Source organism: Aquibium carbonis (assembly GCF_003970795.1).
GTDB lineage: Bacteria > Pseudomonadota > Alphaproteobacteria > Rhizobiales > Rhizobiaceae > Aquibium > Aquibium carbonis.
Genome location: NZ_RWKW01000017.1, coordinates 25,803 through 41,670, shown reverse-complemented (window position 1 = coordinate 41,670; position 15,868 = coordinate 25,803). Strand labels below are relative to the sequence as shown.

Annotated in this window: 18 protein-coding genes, 1 tRNA gene and 1 other RNA gene; 9 read left to right on the top strand and 11 right to left on the bottom strand. The window is 66.9% G+C overall.

Annotation, left to right across the window (positions count from 1 at the left end):
• Positions 1 to 174: 174 nt before the first annotated feature.
• Positions 175 to 963 (top strand): ATP-binding cassette domain-containing protein, encoded by a 789-nt coding sequence (locus EJC49_RS05595; RefSeq protein ID WP_126698482.1) that lies wholly within the window; start codon positions 175 to 177, stop codon positions 961 to 963.
• Positions 964 to 984: 21 nt separating this feature from the next.
• Here EJC49_RS05595 and EJC49_RS05590 read toward each other — a convergent pair whose 3' ends face one another.
• The 10 genes from EJC49_RS05590 to EJC49_RS05545 all read right to left on the bottom strand — a co-directional run bounded on the left by EJC49_RS05590 (position 985) and on the right by EJC49_RS05545 (position 9,252).
• Complete coding sequence (locus EJC49_RS05590; RefSeq protein WP_126698481.1) at positions 985 to 2,289, bottom strand: NAD(P)/FAD-dependent oxidoreductase; 1,305 nt, start codon at positions 2,287 to 2,289, stop codon at positions 985 to 987.
• The gene (locus EJC49_RS05585) at positions 2,286 to 3,398 is read right to left on the bottom strand and encodes an aldehyde dehydrogenase family protein (RefSeq protein ID WP_126698480.1); all 1,113 of its coding nucleotides are present in this window, start codon (positions 3,396 to 3,398) and stop codon (positions 2,286 to 2,288) included. Before EJC49_RS05585 ends, EJC49_RS05590 begins: the two co-directional genes overlap by 4 nt.
• The gene (locus EJC49_RS05580; RefSeq protein WP_126698479.1) at positions 3,395 to 4,504 is read right to left on the bottom strand and encodes a mandelate racemase/muconate lactonizing enzyme family protein; all 1,110 of its coding nucleotides are present in this window, start codon (positions 4,502 to 4,504) and stop codon (positions 3,395 to 3,397) included. Before EJC49_RS05580 ends, EJC49_RS05585 begins: the two co-directional genes overlap by 4 nt.
• A 323-nt stretch (positions 4,505 to 4,827) precedes the next feature.
• Entirely contained in the window at positions 4,828 to 5,232 is a 405-nt protein-coding gene (msrB, locus tag EJC49_RS05575; protein ID WP_126698478.1) for a peptide-methionine (R)-S-oxide reductase MsrB, read from the bottom strand.
• A 101-nt stretch (positions 5,233 to 5,333) separates the two neighbouring features.
• Entirely contained in the window at positions 5,334 to 6,524 is a 1,191-nt protein-coding gene (locus EJC49_RS05570) for a vWA domain-containing protein (protein WP_126698477.1), read from the bottom strand.
• Between the two features lie 7 nt (positions 6,525 to 6,531).
• Positions 6,532 to 6,936 (bottom strand): type II toxin-antitoxin system HicB family antitoxin, encoded by a 405-nt coding sequence (locus EJC49_RS05565; protein WP_126698476.1) that lies wholly within the window; start codon positions 6,934 to 6,936, stop codon positions 6,532 to 6,534.
• A 2-nt stretch (positions 6,937 to 6,938) separates the two neighbouring features.
• A complete protein-coding gene (locus EJC49_RS05560) occupies positions 6,939 to 7,133 on the bottom strand; it encodes a type II toxin-antitoxin system HicA family toxin (protein WP_126698475.1) in 195 nt (64 codons plus the stop codon).
• A 48-nt stretch (positions 7,134 to 7,181) separates the two neighbouring features.
• Positions 7,182 to 7,631 carry a GNAT family N-acetyltransferase gene (locus EJC49_RS05555; protein WP_126698474.1) on the bottom strand — a complete coding sequence of 150 codons (450 nt, stop codon included), beginning with the start codon at positions 7,629 to 7,631 and terminating at the stop codon, positions 7,182 to 7,184.
• Positions 7,632 to 7,729: 98 nt separating this feature from the next.
• Positions 7,730 to 8,416, bottom strand: a complete 687-nt coding sequence (locus EJC49_RS05550) for a glutathione S-transferase family protein (RefSeq protein WP_126698473.1) — start codon at positions 8,414 to 8,416, stop codon at positions 7,730 to 7,732.
• On the bottom strand, positions 8,413 to 9,252 hold the full coding sequence (locus EJC49_RS05545) for an AAA family ATPase (RefSeq protein ID WP_126698472.1): 840 nt from the start codon (positions 9,250 to 9,252) through the stop codon (positions 8,413 to 8,415). The genes EJC49_RS05550 and EJC49_RS05545 overlap by 4 nt, the downstream gene beginning before the upstream one ends.
• 129 nt (positions 9,253 to 9,381) lie before the next feature.
• Between EJC49_RS05545 and EJC49_RS05540 the strand changes: the two genes are divergently transcribed.
• The 5 genes from EJC49_RS05540 (at position 9,382) to EJC49_RS05520 (ending at position 12,343) form a co-directional block, all read left to right on the top strand.
• The gene (locus tag EJC49_RS05540; RefSeq protein ID WP_245453279.1) at positions 9,382 to 9,825 is read left to right on the top strand and encodes a DUF4345 domain-containing protein; all 444 of its coding nucleotides are present in this window, start codon (positions 9,382 to 9,384) and stop codon (positions 9,823 to 9,825) included.
• Between the two features lie 17 nt (positions 9,826 to 9,842).
• Positions 9,843 to 9,998, top strand: a non-coding RNA gene (gene ssrS / locus EJC49_RS05535) — 6S RNA.
• 55 nt (positions 9,999 to 10,053) lie between these two features.
• The gene (locus EJC49_RS05530) at positions 10,054 to 10,650 is read left to right on the top strand and encodes a 5-formyltetrahydrofolate cyclo-ligase (protein WP_126698471.1); all 597 of its coding nucleotides are present in this window, start codon (positions 10,054 to 10,056) and stop codon (positions 10,648 to 10,650) included.
• A 15-nt stretch (positions 10,651 to 10,665) separates the two neighbouring features.
• A complete protein-coding gene (locus EJC49_RS05525; protein WP_126698470.1) occupies positions 10,666 to 11,496 on the top strand; it encodes a TIGR00282 family metallophosphoesterase in 831 nt (276 codons plus the stop codon).
• A gap of 58 nt (positions 11,497 to 11,554) precedes the next feature.
• A complete protein-coding gene (locus tag EJC49_RS05520) occupies positions 11,555 to 12,343 on the top strand; it encodes a TerC family protein (protein WP_126698469.1) in 789 nt (262 codons plus the stop codon).
• 24 nt (positions 12,344 to 12,367) lie between these two features.
• On the opposite strand, the gene EJC49_RS05515 is transcribed toward EJC49_RS05520, so the two are convergent.
• On the bottom strand, positions 12,368 to 13,198 hold the full coding sequence (locus EJC49_RS05515) for an MBL fold metallo-hydrolase (RefSeq protein WP_126698468.1): 831 nt from the start codon (positions 13,196 to 13,198) through the stop codon (positions 12,368 to 12,370).
• 155 nt (positions 13,199 to 13,353) lie between these two features.
• Here EJC49_RS05515 and EJC49_RS05510 point away from each other — a divergent pair.
• The 3 genes from EJC49_RS05510 (at position 13,354) to EJC49_RS05500 (ending at position 15,811) form a co-directional block, all read left to right on the top strand.
• Positions 13,354 to 13,428: transfer RNA gene (locus EJC49_RS05510), tRNA-Glu, on the top strand.
• A 197-nt stretch (positions 13,429 to 13,625) separates the two neighbouring features.
• Positions 13,626 to 15,500, top strand: a complete 1,875-nt coding sequence (locus EJC49_RS05505) for an Ig-like domain-containing protein (RefSeq protein WP_126698467.1) — start codon at positions 13,626 to 13,628, stop codon at positions 15,498 to 15,500.
• A gap of 83 nt (positions 15,501 to 15,583) precedes the next feature.
• Positions 15,584 to 15,811: a hypothetical protein gene (locus EJC49_RS05500; RefSeq protein WP_126698466.1), complete on the top strand. Its 228-nt coding sequence runs from the start codon at positions 15,584 to 15,586 to the stop codon at positions 15,809 to 15,811.
• The last annotated feature ends 57 nt before the right edge of the window (positions 15,812 to 15,868 follow it).

Genomic DNA, 15,868 nt, shown 5'->3' with positions numbered 1-15,868 from the left:
CTGCCCGTTCAGCGGCCGTTGCGCGGTCGAACTGCCGCGTTGCGCGGGCGAAAGACCGCTGACGCTCGATCTCGCGGACGGCGTCCGCGCGGCCTGCCACCGGCTCGCCGACGCCGAGCCGCGAGACGATGCCGCTCCCGCCGCAGCTACCGGCCGCGCTCCGGAAGCCGTCCGATGAGCCTCGACGATCCGATCCTGTCGGTCGATGCCGTGTCGCGCCACTACCGGCTGCCGCGACGCAGCCTCCTTGCGCCGGCGCCGCGCCTTGCCGCCGTCCAGGAGGCGAGCCTTGTCGTCGGACGCGGCGAAGTGCTGGGCGTGGTCGGCGAGAGCGGTTCGGGCAAATCGACGCTGGCGCGCATGGTCATGGGGCTGGAGAGGCCTGATGGCGGGACGATCCTGATCGACGGGGTCGATCCGCACCGCTGCGCCCGAGGCGAGCTGAAGCGCCTGCGCACGCGCATGCAGATGGTGTTCCAGGACCCTTTCGGCTCGCTCGATCCGCGCCGCTCCATCGGCTGGAGCGTGGCCGAACCGCTGCTCGCCGCGTCCGGTCTGGCCGGCGCGGCTCGAAAGGCCGCCGTGCTCTACATGCTCGGCCGGGTCGGCATCGACCCCGACGCCGCGCCCCGGTATCCGCATGAGTTCTCCGGCGGCCAGCGCCAGCGCATCGCGATCGCGCGGGCGCTCGTCACGAAACCGGCATTGCTGGTGGCAGACGAGCCGGTGGCTTCGCTCGACGTGTCGGTGCAGGCGCAGATCCTCAACCTGCTGATGGACCTGCACGAGGCCTTCGGCCTGTCCATGCTCGTCATCAGCCACGACCTCGCGGTGATCGCCAGCATCTGCGACCGCGTCGCCGTCATGCAGTCGGGCCGTATCGTCGAGACCGGCGCCACCCGTGCGGTGCTGACGAACCCCGGCCACGCCTACACGAAGGAACTCGTCTCGGCCTTCGCCTGACGCGTAGGGCCTGGCTGCGCCTCAGCTCCGGGCGTCGAGCCAGCGATAGTAGCGCACCGACGCGGCGAGGAACCACGGATTGCCGGTGTAGAGCGGGCGGGTCTGGAAGGTGGTGGCGTCGAAGCCGGTGCGCCCTTCCTTCAGCCCCAGCACCTTCTGACCGGTCCGCATGCCCAGATAGCTCGCCATCGACACGCCCGAGCCGCAATAGCCCATGGCATAGTGCATGCCGTCATGGCTGCCGGTGTGGGCGATCGTATCGAACGTATAGCCGACGAAACCCATCCAGGAATGGCTGATGCGGGCCTTGGCGATCTGGGGAAAGAGCCGCGCCATCTCGGCCCGCAGCAGCGGCCCGCTGACGCGCGGGTCGGTCTCGGCCTGGCTGACCCGGCCGCCGAAGACCATCCGCGTGCCGTCGGGCGACAGCCGGTAGTAATACACCACCTTGCGGGTGTCTGACACGATGCGGTCCTTCGGGATGACGGACTGCATGGTTTCGCGCGGCATCGGCTCGGTGGCGATCACGTAGCTGCCGATCGGGATCACCCGGCGCCGCAGCCAGGGCGTGACGGCGCCGGTGTAGCCGTTGGTGGCGATCACCACCTCGCGCGCCGACACCCGCCCGCGCAGCGTGGTGACGACGAAGCCCTTCCCGTCGCGCTCGATCCCGGTGGCCGCGCAGCGGTCGACCACGGTCGCGCCGGCCTCGCGGACGCGGGCCAGCAGCCCGGCATGGTAGCGGCCGGGGTCCAGCACGGCGTGGCGCTTCAGGACGATGCCGCCGTGATAGGCGTCGGTGCCGATCTCCCGGTGCTGTTCGGCGCGCGGCACCACGTCCAGGTCCACCTCGAGACCGGGCGTCTGCTGCTTGGCGTCGCGGATCATCGTCTCGAAGGCTTTTGGCGAGTGCGCCGCATGGAACCGTCCGCAGACGGAAAAACCGCAGTCGATGCCTTCTTCCTGCGTGAATTCGCCGATCCAGCGCAGCGCCTCGCGTCCGTCCATCAGGATGGCGCGGGCGGTGTCCGGCCCATGGCGCTTCGACAACTCGGCAAAGGAGGGCTTCACGCTGGTGCTGATCTGCCCGCCATTGCGCGTGCTGCAGCCCTCGCCGACGCGGTCCTTTTCCAGCACCAGCGTCGAGCGGCCTGCGCGCGCGGTCACCAGCGCGGCGTTGAGGCCCGAGTAGCCCGAGCCGACGACCAGCACGTCGACACTTCGGGGCAGCGGCACGTCCGGCAGGTCGTGGCGCGGCGAGGCCTCCCACCAGTAGGGATCGGTCTTGAAGTCGGCGGTGAAGATTTCGGCGGCCACCGCCGTCATCGGGTCGAAGGGGTCACCCGCGCGGCGACGCTCTTCAGCTTCATGTAGGTGCGCAAGGCGTCGGTTCCCTTCTCGCGGCCGAAGCCCGACATCCGGTTGCCGCCAAAGGGAAGCGCAATCCCGCCGGCAAAATACTCGTTGATGTAGACCTGCCCGGCGTCGATCCGGCGCGCCAGGTCGTGCGCGGCCGAAAAATCGCGCGTGTAGACGCCCGCAACCAGCGCGAAGCGGGTCGAGTTGGCGACCTCGACCGCTTCCTCTGCGTCCTCGACCACCTGCACCGCCAGCACGGGGCCGAAGATTTCTTCCTGGGCGATCTGGTCGTCGACGGGAACGCGGTCGACGATGGTCGGCTCGTAGAACCAGCCGAGCCCCGTCTCCGGGTCCGTCGTCGCGCGCCCGCCGGTGGCGATCTCCAGTCCCCGATCGCGGGCATCGTCGACGAAACCCGCGATCTTCGCCTGCTGCTCCTTCGTACTCACCGGCCCCATGTCGGGGCGGCGCAGGCCGTGGCCGAGGTTGATCGCCCGGGCGCGGGCCACCAGCCGTTCGACCAGATCGGCGTGAACCGCGCGTTCCACCACGAGGCGCGAGCCGGCCGAACAGATCTGGCCGGCGTTTTCGAAGATCGCACCCACCACGCCGTCCACCACGGCATCGATGTCGGCGTCGCGCAGCACGACCACCGGCGATTTTCCGCCCAGTTCGGGCAACACGCTGGTGACGTTGCGCGCCGCCCCCAGCACGTCGCCTTCCGCTTCCTGCAGCGGCTTGCCGCTGTCGAGCGTCTCGGCGAAGGCGAGCCGCGGTCCTGCTTCCCTGATCAGGATGGCGGCGCGGGCCAGCATGGCACCGCGCTCGGCGGGCGACACCCGGCTCCATGCGCCCTTCAGCGCGACATCGGCACCGCGCACCGCGCGGTCCACGTCCTCGGCGTCGCCGGCGGCAAAGGCGTGAAACGGCTTGCCCGTGCCGGGGTCGAGGCTTTCCATCGTGCCGCCGGAAGATGACGGCGTCCATTGCCCCGCGATGAAGTGCATCGTCGGCAGTCCGTCAACCTCACCGCTCGAACGGTAGCGTGCGACGAGTGCGTCGAGTTCCTGCTTCATGCGTCGACCCTGCTTGACTGATAGGTGGCCTTGTCCAGCCATTCCGGCGAGATCTCGATCCCCCAGCCGGGTTCGTCCGAGATTCGCACATGGCCGTCCTCGACGCGATAGGGATCGGTGAGGAACAGGCCCCTTTCCCAGGGGTAATAATCCTCGCCTTCGATCGACAGTTCCAGGTACTTGCCGGCGTTGGGGATCGCGGCGAGGTAGTGCATCGTGAAGATCGTCACCATGCTGCGGTTAGCCGCGTGCGGCGTCACCGGCATTCCCGCCGCCGCCGCCATCGACGCCAGCCGCATCGACCGGGCGATGCCGCCGAGATAGAGAACGTCCGGCTGGACGATGTCGACGGTGCGATCGCGGATGATCTGCTTCCAGACCGAGAACTCGCAGTCCTGTTCGCCTCCCGCCACGTCCATGTCGAGCGCCTGCGTGACCTGCCGCGTCTGCTCCAGTTCCCAATAGGGGCAGGGCTCCTCGTAGTGCACCATGCCGTGCGCCTCCATGAGCCGGCCCACCTCGATGGCGCGGGCGGGGGAGTAGCAGCTGTTGGCGTCGGCGAGCAGGTCGACACCATCGCTCAGCGCGCGGCGGATCGTCGGGATGATCTCCTCGGTGCGGCCGGGCCATTCGTCGGCATTGCGGCCGACCTCGGCCCCGACCCGGAACTTGAAGGCGTCGAAGCCTTGCTCGCCGCGCAGGCGCTTGAACCGCTCCGCCTCGTCGGCGGGCGTGATGTCGCGCTTCATCGACGAGGCATAGGCGCGCAGCGTGGTCGGCTTGCCGCCCAGAAGCTCGACCACCGGCTTGCCGGCAAGCCTGCCGCGCAGATCCCACAGCGCGGTGTCGAAGCCGCCCATGGCGCGGCGCAGATGCGAGCCCGGGAACTTGTGCTCGCGCTCGCCCACCAGGTCCATCAGGTCGTCGAGATCGCAATGGACGTCGCAGCCGAGGACCCATGGCGCGACCTGCCGGTGCAGCACGAGCGCCGTGATGTCGGCATGATAGGGCGCGACCTGTCCCCAGCCGATGGCGCCGTCCTCCGCCGTCACCTTGACGAAGGCGACTTCGGGGCCGGAGAACGTTTCTATGCTTCTGATCTTCATCTGAAAATTCCGCGCGTCTCATCCTGCCCGCAACGGCCGGCGTCGCGCCACGTCGAGCCGTGCCGCTTCGTCGCCCACCCTGGCGTCGTGGGCTATTCCGCCCGGATTGATCTCCGGGCAAGAGCCACCGTGATCATTCCGGAGGTCCATTCGAGTATGCTTCAACCGTTCCTCCGCCGCTGCCGGCCGTGGCGTCGGCATGATGTATCACGGCCGGGCCATGCCGGCCTGTCGGCGCTGCTCGATCTCATGGCGCGCAAGCCGGCCGCCGGAACCCGGGCCGCCCGGTGGGCCCTGCCACGCCGCCGGGCGAAGGACGCTGACTACTCGGCCGGCTCGAAGGCCAGCGCCACGCCGTTGATGCAGTAGCGCTGATAGGTCGGCGGCGGGCCGTCCGGGAACACGTGGCCGAGATGGCTGCCGCAGGTGGCGCAATGACACTCCGTTCGCACCATGCCGTGGCTGCGATCGACGGTCGTCGCCACCGAGCCCGGCACGGGATCGTTGAAGCTCGGCCAGCCGGTGCCGCTCTCGAACTTGAGCGTCGATTCAAACAGCGGGCTGTCGCAGCCCACGCAGCGGAACGTGCCGGCGCGCTTTTCGTAGAGCAGCGCGCAGCTTCCCGGCCGCTCGGTGCCGTGCTCGCGCATGATATAATATTGCTCGGGCGTCAGCCGCTCGCGCCATTCGGCGTCGGTGCGGGTGACGGGATAGGTGTGGACGTCCATGGGCGGCTCCATGCGGTTTCGTGTCTGAATGTAGGCCTGCCGGGCCGGCCGGCAAAGAGCCATTGGTGGTCCTCACCGGCAGTTGATGCCGATCCGGTCCATCAGTGTCGCCGCGACAGCTCCTTCGTCGCGCCTTCCAGCCCCGCCAGCGTCAGCGGGTACATGCGCTCGGCGAAGATCTCGCGGATCATGCCGATGGAGTGCGTGTAGCCCCAGTGCTTCTGCTGCACGGGGTTGATCCACACGGCGTTCGGCCACTGGTCGAGCACGCGCTTCAGCCAGGCGATGCCGGGCTCGGCGTTCCAGTGCTCCACCGAGCCGCCGGCATAGGCGATCTCATAAGGGCTCATCGAGGCGTCGCCGACGAAGATGACCTTGTAGTCGTGGCCATATTTGTGCAGCACGTCGAAGGTCGGGATCACCTCCGAATGGCGGCGGCGGTTGTCCTTCCACACGCCTTCGTAGAGGCAGTTGTGGAAGTAGAAATATTCCATGTGCTTGAACTCGCCACGCGCGGCCGAAAACAGCTCCTCCACCACCTTGATGTGGTCGTCCATCGAGCCGCCGACGTCGAAGAACATCAACAGCTTCACGGCGTTGCGCCGCTCCGGCCTGGTCTTGACGTCGAGATAGCCGTGCTCGGCGGTGGCGTGGATCGTGCCGGGAATGTCGAGTTCCTCGTCGGCGCCCTGGCGGATCCAGCGGCGCAGGCGCTTCAGCGCGACCTTGATGTTGCGCGTGCCGAGCTCGACGGAATCGTCGAAGTTCCTGAACTCGCGCTTGTCCCACACTTTCACCGCGCGGCGGTGGCGGCTCTCGTGCTGGCCGATCCGCACGCCCTCGGGATTGTAGCCATAGGCCCCGAAGGGCGAGGTTCCGGCCGTGCCGATCCACTTCGAGCCGCCCTGATGGCGGCCCTTCTGCTCCTCCAGCCGCTGCTTCAGCGTCTCCATCAGCTTCTCGAAGCCGCCCAGGGCCTCGACCAGCTTCTTCTCCTCGTCGGTCAGGTGCTTCTCGGCGAGCCGCCGCAGCCATTCCTCAGGAAGGGTGGCGACGTCGATCGGGCTCTCGCCGCCCACGGCTTCCACGCCTTTGAAGACAAGCGAAAACACCTGATCGAAGCGGTCGATGTGGCGCTCGTCCTTCACCAGCGTCGCGCGGGCGAGATAGTAGAAACCCTCGACGTCGTAGTCGACGAGATGCGAGTCCATGCCTTCGAGCAGCGTGAGATATTCGCGCAGCGAGACGGGAACGCGGGCGGCCTTGAGCTCGAGGAAGAAGGGTATGAACATGGGTCCGCTATCTCAGCCCTTCGATCTTTTCACGGGCGGCGCCGGCGAGAAAGGCGGATCTCGTCAGCCCGCGCCGCGAAGCTTCCGCGTCGATCGCGGCCAGGAGGCCGGCGTCGATCGAGAGGTTTGCGCGAACCGGCCTGCCTGTATCGACGATGAGTGGGATCATCACCGCGGATTCTCCGGCGGCCGTATCGATCTCTCCATCCGCCAGCATTCGGGCGACGGTGCGCGGTTCAGGCGGATTGCGTCCTGTCGCGGTCCAGGCTTCCGTCCAGTCGCGGGCAGCGGAAACCGCATCGGATATGGCCTGCTCGGGCGTGGAACCGCCGCCGTGGCAGCCAGGCAGGTCGGGGACTCTGACGCCCCAGACGTCGTCCATTCCATCGAGAACACCAACATAGTGGGTCATTGTCAGATCCATCCTGCGAGCTTGGCGATCGAGCGGGCGACGCCCGGGGATTGCTCCCGATGACGCGGCACCACGATCAGGATGTCCGGATGATCAGCGTGCTCATACCGGTCGTGCTTGCCTCCACCGACATTGCGCCAGCCTTCCCGCTCCAGACGAGCCACGATCTTCCTCGTGCTTGTCTCGAAGACCGGCATCCTGTCGGCTCCATCTGCGCAATATAATGCGCATGAACGTTCTTGCAACTACCGCAAATCATACTCGATGAAGCCCGTCCGCCGCGCGACGCGGTCGTAGAGCTTGCGTGCGGTGGCGTTGGTCTCGTGCGTCATCCAGTAGACGTCGGCGACGCCACGCCCGGCCGCCGCCTTGCGCACCGCCTCGATCAGGGCTGCGCCCACGCCGCCGCCGCGCGCCTGTTTCTCGGTGAAGAGGTCCTGCAGATAGCAGTTGCCCTCGACCGACCAGCAGGAGCGATGAAAGATGTAGTGCACCAGCCCGGCCGGCTCGCCCTCGACGAGCGCGAGAAACCCCTTGGGTTCGAACGGACCCGGGTCGAACAGGCGCTCCCATGTAGAGGCGTAGACCTCTTCGGAGACGCTCGCCTCGTAGAAGACGAGATAGTCCGTCCAGAGCCGTCGCCAGGCGGCGTGGTCGGCGCGTTCGAGCGGGCGGACGACGAGGGCGGGTGTCATGACGCGTTCTCCGGTTGTCGTCCAGTGTCATGCCGGACATCGGCCGGCGCAAGAGCCAGCCGACGGCGTGCGATTGCGTCTGGAGCCGAGGCGAGGCCTCAGCCCGCCACCGTCGGCAGGCCTTCCTTCTCCAGCGCCGCCTTCGTCTGCGGCAGCGCCTCGACGCGGGCCATCAGCGCGGCCATGCGGGGATAATCCTCCGCCACCTTGATCGGCGTCGCGGCGCCCCAGCGGCCATAGACGTAGATCATGTAGTCGACGGCGCTCGGTTGCGCGCCCATGGCGAAGCCGTCGGAGCCGAGCCTCGCTTCGATCTGCCGGTAGCCGTCGGCCACCGTGGCGAGGCTTTGCGCCTGCACGTCCTTCTGCGCTTCGTCGCCCGCCGCAAAACGCTGCGGCCGGAAGAAGGGGCCGAAGCCCGAGGCATGGATATGGGTGGCGAGCATCGACAGGAAGGACAAGGCCCGCGCCCGCTCGATGCCCGAGGGTGGCAGCAGGCCGGCATCCGGGAAGCGCTCGGCCAGCCAGGAGAAGATCGCAACCAGTTCCCCCAGCGCCTCGGTCTCGCCGGGGATGGCGAGCGACGGCACGCGGCCGGCCGGGTTGACCTTCAGGTACTCCGGCGCCTGCGCCTCGCCCTTGCGGATGGCGACGCGGGTGTCCGCGTAGTCGGCCCCCGCCGCCTCCAGTGCGATGCGGACGCCGAGCGAACAGGCCGCGCGGTCGTAATAAAGGTTGAGTTTCTCGGTCAGGCGTCGTGTCCTCCCCCCGGTATCGCCTCTCAACCCTGTCGCCGCGCCATGAAGGCCAGCCGCTCGAACAGGTGCACGTCCTGCTCGTTCTTGAGCAGCGCGCCATGCAGCTTCGGCAGGGCATTCTTGGCGTCGGCGCGCAGGTCGGCCGGGTCGACGTCTTCGGCCACCAGCAGGCGGATCCAGTCGAGCGCTTCCGACGTCGAGGGCTTCTTCTTCAGCCCCGGCACCTCGCGCACCTCGTAGAACTGGGTCAGCGCCGCGCGCACGAGGTTCTGCTTGATGCCCGGATAGTGCACCTCGACGATCTTCTGCAGCGTCTCGGCCTCGGGAAAGCGGATGTAGTGAAAGAAGCAGCGGCGCAGGAAGGCGTCGGGCAGTTCCTTCTCGTTGTTGGACGTGATGATGACGATCGGCCGCTGCGCCGCCTTCACCGTCTCTCCGGTTTCGTAGACGAAGAACTCCATGCGATCGAGTTCCTGCAGCAGGTCGTTGGGAAACTCGATGTCGGCCTTGTCGATCTCGTCGATCAGAAGCACCACCTTGCGACCGGCGTCGAAGGCCTCCCACAGCTTGCCGCGCTTGATGTAGTTGCGGATGTCGTTGAAGCGCTCGTCGCCCAGCTGGCTGTCGCGCAGGCGCGACACGGCATCATATTCGTAGAGGCCCTGCTGCGCCTTGGTGGTCGACTTCACGTGCCACTCGATCAGGTCGAGCCCCAGCGCGCCGGCCACCTGCCGGGCGAGCTCGGTCTTGCCGGTGCCTGGCTCGCCCTTGACCAGGAGCGGCCGCTCGAGCGCGATGGAGGCGTTCACCGCCACCATCAGATCCTTGTCGGCCACATAGGCTGCCGTGCCTTCAAAACGCATGCTTGGTTGTCCCGGATGATTGTTCAGACTTGTCGCAAACCGTAGGCAAGCCGATGGACAGGCGCAAGGGCATAGGCCCGTCACGGCGGGGATGCGAAACTTCGCCCACCGTCCGATCGTTCCCCGTTCATGATGCACACATCCCTTCAAGGACCGGCGGGAGGCCGGCGATCGACCGAGAGACGGGCGCTGCAGGCCTTCATCGCCGTCGCCGGGCTTCTTCCCGTCTTCGCCGGCATCGCGGGCGTGGTCGCCGGGCCGGGCCTTGCCGGATCGACCCCGCCGTGGCCGGCCGACCTCGACAGTCACTTCCGCTTTCTGTCGGGGGTGTTTCTGGTCGTCGGCCTTGGATGGTGGAGTTGCATTCCCGCCATCGAGACGAAAGGCGCGCGGCTGCGGCTGCTGGCGTTGATGACGGCCGTCGGCGGATTGGCTCGGCTTTATTCCGTGTCGCTCGTCGGCTTTCCCTCGGCCGGCCATGGGCTGGGGCTCGCGATGGAACTCGTTGCCGTTCCACTCGTGGTGCTTTGGCAGGCGCGCATCGCGCGAAGGGGATGGCGCGGCAATTCCTGACGCCCTATATTGGCATTGGCGGTCTGCGCTTCGCGGCAGGAATAACATTCCCCGGGGCCTTACTGATCCCAAGGGAGCTGTCCCTGGGGGGACCCGTGGGTCCTCTCATACGGCGCCCACCTACGTTGTAGGCACCCGGGATCAACTTTTCCACCGGTTGTCGTGGATCGTCATCTATCCGTCGCCTGCCGGATTGAACCCGCGCCGTCCATCGTCCAAGGCTGGGCGATGACCGAGCCGCACCCGCCCACCAATCGCGACGTCAAGAAAGCCCTGCGGCTGGCCGCGCTCGCGCGGCGCGACGCGCTCGACCCGCACACGCGCATCGAAGCGGCGCTGGTGATCGCCGAGGCCGGCGCGGCGGCCATCGCGATCAAGCCGGGCGACGTCGTCTCCGGCTTCCTGCCGATCCGCAGCGAAATGGACACGCGGCCGCTGATGGCCGCTCTGGCGGAAAGGGGCGCGCGCCTCTGCGTGCCGGCGATCCTCGACAAGACCACCATCGAGTTCCGCGAACTGGTGCGCGGCGCGCCGATGGTCGACACCGGCTTCGGCACCGTCGGTCCGGGCGCTGATGCGGCCGTGCTCGATCCGACGGTCATGCTCGTGCCGCTCGCCGCCTTCGACGCCCGCGGCCATCGCATCGGCTACGGCGCCGGCCACTACGACCGCGCCATCGCGAGGCTTCATGCCCGGCGGCTCTTTCCGCGACTCGTCGGCATCGCTTTCGACTGCCAGGAGGTCGAGCACGTTCCCGACGAACCGCACGACGTGCCGCTGTCGGCGATCCTCACGGATAGCGGCTTGCGGAGCTTCTCGCTGTAGGGCTAAAGCACGTCCATGAGACTTCTTTTCCTCGGCGACATGGTCGGCCGCGCCGGCCGCACGGCGGTCTGGCAGCGCCTCCCCGGCCTCATCGCCGATTTCAGGCTCGATTTCGTCATCGTCAACGGCGAGAACGCGGCCGGCGGGTTCGGCATCACCGAGGAGATCTTCCGCAACACGATCGATGCCGGCGCCGACGTCGTCACCACCGGCAACCATGTCTGGGACCAGCGCGAGGCGCTGGCCTTCGCCCCGCGCGAGGAGCGCTTCCTGCGCCCGGCCAATTTCCCCAAGGGCACGCCGGGCCGCGGGTCCGGGCTCTACGTCGCCCGGAACGGCGCCCGCGTGATGGTGTCCAACATCATGGGCCGCGTCTTCATGCATCCCGAGCTCGACGACCCGTTCCAGGCCGGCGAGCGCGAACTCGCCGCCTGTCCGCTGGGCGAGCAGGCCGACGCCGTGGTGATCGACTTCCACGCCGAGGCCACCAGCGAGAAGATGTGCTTTGCCCATTTCGTCGACGGGCGGGCCAGCCTCGTGGTCGGCACCCACACGCACCAGCCGACGGCCGACCACCAGATCCTGAACGGCGGCACCGCCTACATCTCCGATGCCGGCATGTGCGGCGACTATGATTCCTCGCTCGGCATGGACAAGGAGGAGCCGTTGAACCGCTTCCTGTCCAAGGTGCCGCGCGGACGGTTCGAGGCGGCGAACGGACCGGCGACGATCTGCGGGCTCGGGGTGGAGATTTCGGACCGGACGGGCCTGGCCGAAAAGGTCGCGCCGCTGCGCCTCGGGCCGCGTCTCGAGGAAACCGTTCCGGGCTTCTGGAACGGACATTGACCTCGATCGTTCTCGGTCGCTACCGTCCTTGCCGCCGCCTCCATCCGGGATCCGTTCCATGCCGCTCGCCGATGTTTTCGCCTCGCATCTGGACTGGCTTGCCGATCCGACCGCCTGGGTGGCGCTGGGCACGCTGGTGGTGCTCGAGATCGTGCTCGGCATCGACAATCTGATCTTCATCTCCATCCTGACCAACCGTCTGCCTCCCGAGCGGCAGAAGAATGCACGCCGCGTCGGCATCGGCGCGGCACTGGTTCTGCGCCTCGTCCTGCTCACGACGGTCTCCTTCATCGTGACGCTCACCTCGCCGCTGTTCACGCTGTTCGACCACGGGTTTTCCTGGCGCGACCTGATCCTGATCGCGGGCGGGCTGTTCCTCGTCTGGAAGGCCACGAAGGAAATCCATCATTCCGTCGATCCGCATGATCCGAAGGAAAACATGGTCGGCCAGGCCGTGTCGCTGACGTTCGGCGCCGCGATCGTCCAGATCCTGCTGCTCGACCTCGTCTTCTCGATCGATTCCATCATCACGGCCGTCGGCATGACCAACGAGATCGCGATCATGTACATCGCGGTCATCTGCGCGGTCACGGTCATGCTGATCGCGGCCGAGCCCCTGTCGCGCTTCATCGCCAGCAACCCCACCATCGTCATGCTGGCGCTGGGCTTCCTGCTGATGATCGGCATGACGCTCATCGCCGACGGCATGGGCTTCCACGTGCCCAAGGGCTACATCTACGCGGCCATGGGGTTCTCGGCGCTGGTCGAGGCGCTCAACATGATGGCGCGCCGCAAGCGCCTGCGGCGCCAGGCCGTCGACACGGTCGACCAGGGCCCCCTGGGCTGATGGCCGCCGTCTCCCGGCGGGTCGTCACACACCCTGGAGGATCAGGATCGTCGGCCGTCTGGGCAGTTCGCGCAGCGACACGGTGAAACTGCGCTCGGCGCGTCGGTCCACCGCGAAGCCTTCGCCCATCATCGCCACGAACTCGCCCATCGGCGTCGAATGGCGATGCATCGGCAGCACGATCGAGGAATAGAGCCGCGTGGTGATCTCGCTCATGTTGGCGAGCGACTGCGTCATGCCGCCGTCGACCGGCACCATCACGATGTCGAGGCGGCCGATCGCGCCGTAATGCTGGTCGGTCAGAGCGTGGTGCAGGTGGCCGAGATGGCCGATGCACAGGTCCGCCACCTCGAAGATGAAGATCGAGTTGGCGTTCTCCTCCATCGTGCCGAAGCGGCGGATGTCGGTGGTCACGTTGCGGATGTAGACGTCATCCACCACCAGGGCATGCCGCGCAGGCTCGCCGCCATCCGGGTTCCAGCCCGGCAGAACGTACTCGATGCCGGGATCCGGATTGTTGGTGAAGTGGGTGGAATGCGCCTTGTTCATGGTGATCACGCGCGGCAGCGGGTCTCGGCCATAGACGCCGGAATAGTCGGTGGCCACGCGCACGCCGCCGGGGGATTCGATCACGTAGGTGGAGTGCCCGGCATAGGTGATGGTCACGTCTCCCGACGCGCGCGTCGCCTGGGCCGGCGTGTAGCTGGCAAAGGTCACGAAGGGCAACGCCTGCGCGATCGCCATGCATTTCGACGGGACGGGGTCGGACTGGGCCTGCGCCGGCGCGCTCGTCCAGACGAGAGAGGCCGCAGACAAGGCGGCTGCGACGACGGCTGCGGTGCGGGGGAGGGGCATGGCGGTCTCCTTCGTCTGGGGGAATGGCCCGCCATTACGCCACGGCGGACCGGCAGGCCCGAGTCACGATTTCGCGAGTGCGGAAAAGAAAAAACCTCGTCCTCCACCCGGTTGCAATTTCTGCCCGGGCCGTCTACATAGCCTCCATCTTGGACGCGCCCATCGTCTAGCGGTCAGGACGGCGCCCTCTCACGGCGCAAACAGGGGTTCGATTCCCCTTGGGCGTACCAACCTTCCCGGGCAGTGCTTCATTCGGTTCGCGCCACGATACCCCCGGCTCCCCCTGTCCGCACGGTCCTCGTCGACGATTTCGTGTTGATTCCCGGCACGTTGCACACTCGATTAAAATCGTTGGTACCCCCTCAATCGGGCTTTCAGCTTTGGTTCGTATCGTCGGTCAACAAGGCGAAACGTAGGGGGCCCAAGCATGCCAGCGACTGCATCTGTATCTCCGACAGGCGATATCCGGATCGACGGACTTCTCAGCGGCATCCGCTGGGGCGTCGATACACTCACTTTCAGCTTTCCGACCAGCGGATCCTTCTACGGCAGCACGTATGGCAACGGTGAGCACCTGAACAATTTCGAGGCCTTCACGCCTCTCCAGCAGGACGCCATCCGCACGATCCTCAAATCCTATTCGGAGGTCACCAATCTGAAGTTCTTCGAGGTGACCGAAAGTTCGACGGTCCACGGAGACCTCCGGTACGCGGAGTCGGATTCGCCGAGCACGGCCTGGGCCTACTATCCCAGCACCAGCGCGGCCGGCGGCGATGCCTGGTTCAACAATTCGAAAAACTGGTACGACAATCCGGCCAAGGGCAACTATGCTTGGCTGACGATGCTGCACGAGACCGGCCACGCGCTCGGGCTGAAGCATCCGCATGAGGCGCGGGGATCGTTCGGCGCGCTGTCGGCGGAATACGATTCGCTCGAATACTCCGTGATGAGCTATCGCTCCTTCATCGGCGCCTCGACGACCTCGGGCTACACCAACGCCTCCACCAGCTATCCGCAGACGCTGATGATGCTCGACATCGCCGCCTTGCAGAAGATGTACGGCGCCAACTTCACCACCAATGCCGGCGACACGGTCTACAAATGGAACCCCGCGACGGGCGAAATGTCCATCAACGGGGTGGGCCAAGGCGCACCGGCCGGCAACAAGATCTTCATGACGGTCTGGGACGGCGGCGGCAACGACACCTACGATTTCTCCGCCTATTCGACGAACCTGAGCGTCGACCTGAACCCCGGCGGTTGGACGACCACGTCCACCACGCAGCTCGCGAGCCTCGGCAGCGGCAAGGTCGCCGTCGGCAACATCGCCAACGCACTGCTCTTCGAGAACAACCCCGCCTCGCTGATCGAGAACGTCATCGGCGGCTCCGGCAACGACCGGCTCATCGGCAACGCCGCCGACAACACCTTCGTCGGCGGGAAGGGCAACGACTACATCGACGGCGGCGCTGGTCAGGACACGGTGATCTACACCGGCCTCACCTCCGATTACCTGCGGGTCGAGGGGTCCGACGGCACCTGGACGATCACCGACCAGCGCTCGAACGGCGATGGCATCGATACGCTGAAGAACATCGAGTACCTGCGGTTTTCCGATGGCGTGATCGCGCTCGGCGGCCAGACCACGCCCGACCAGCAGCCGGATCAGCCCGTCGTCGTGAACGCCGCGCCCGTCGCCTATGCCGACAGCTACGCGGCTGCCAAGAACACGAAGCTCGTGGTGACGGCGGCGAACGGCGTCCTCAAGAACGATTTCGACGCCGACGGCGACACGCTTTCGGCCACGCTGGTGAAGGGGCCGGCAAAGGGCGCCCTGTCGCTGAAGGCCGATGGATCCTTCGTCTACACGCCGGCGAAGAATTTCACCGGAACGGTCTCGTTCACCTACAAGGCGAGCGACGGCGAATCCACCTCGGCGACGACGACGGTCACGCTGGTCGTCGGCGCAGCGGCGGCCAAGGGCAGCAAGGCCAGCAAGGGTGCGGCGGACCATGATCACCACGTCGGCGACGATCAGATCCCGGCGCCGGTGTCCTTGACGGACAAGAATGCCGACTGGTTGCCGTTCCTCCTCGCCAAGTCCAAAATCGCGGAGTTTGCGTCGGCGTCGTCGGGCGAGCACCCGAAGCTTGCGCTTCTCGCGGACCTGATGAAGTCGGTCGAAGGGCTCGGTGGCGGACAGAAGCACATCAAGCTGCATGATTTCGACGATCATGGTCACGGCGCAGCCGGGTTGCCCGACTACATGGCGTCAGCCTACAGCGAGTTCCATCTGGCATGACGTGTCGGGCAACGGTGGGTATCACGGCTCTGGCGCTGGCAGGCGGCGCCGTTTTCGCGGGACCGAGCCATGGGGAGAATACGATGAGCGAATGGATGCCGATCGGTGAATGGCGGCGCTGCGGGGAACTGGCGCGGCCGGGGGTTGCCTTCGAAATCAGGAACGCGGAGGGCATGTCTCTGTTCACGCCCTGTACGGATGCGGTGCCGAAGGCGCCCTGGGACTGGACGTCGCCGCCCTTGGAGTTCCGGGCGATCAGCGAGGCCCCTGCGGAGCGGTCCGAGCCGCTGCCGGCGCCGCGTTCGGACTGACCCGCGCACGGCGCGAAGGCCGCCGGATCGCCCGGTCCGATGATACCAGCCTCGGGA